This is a genomic window from Klebsiella sp. TF21-TM (genome assembly GCF_019753495.1).
In the GTDB taxonomy this organism is placed as follows: Bacteria; Pseudomonadota; Gammaproteobacteria; order Enterobacterales; family Enterobacteriaceae; genus Klebsiella; species Klebsiella quasipneumoniae.
In genome coordinates this window covers 1-440 of the sequence record NZ_JAIJYL010000123.1, presented here as the reverse complement: position 1 = coordinate 440, position 440 = coordinate 1, and the positions used below count along the sequence as shown (strand labels likewise).

The 440-nt window shown below is 49.3% G+C and carries 1 tRNA gene; it reads right to left on the bottom strand.

Features of this window, described 5'->3' with window-relative positions:
• Positions 1-250: 250 nt before the first annotated feature.
• Positions 251-326, bottom strand: a tRNA-Glu gene (locus tag K5R89_RS27210).
• Positions 327-440: the final 114 nt, after the last annotated feature.

The following is a 440-nucleotide window of genomic DNA, read 5'->3' as shown; positions in this document are numbered from 1 at the left end:
CACGTCCTTCATCGCCTCTGACTGCCAGGGCATCCACCGTGTACGCTTAGTCGCTTAACCTCACAACCCGAAGATGTTTCGTAAAACATCATCGTGTCGCGAAAATTTGAGAGACTCGAACACACATTAACTGTGTGTCGTTTCAATTTTCAGCTTGATCCAGATTTTTAAAGAGCAAATATCTCAAACGTCACCCGAAGATGAGTTTTGAGATATATCGGCACGCGTCTTTCACTCACGAACCAGCAAGTGGCGTCCCCTAGGGGATTCGAACCCCTGTTACCGCCGTGAAAGGGCGGTGTCCTGGGCCTCTAGACGAAGGGGACACTGAAGTCTCAATCGCAAGACGCCTTGCTTCTCTACTTTCATCAGACAATCTGTGTGAGCACTACAAAGGCAGGTTCTTTAAGGTAAGGAGGTGATCCAACCGCAGGTTCCCC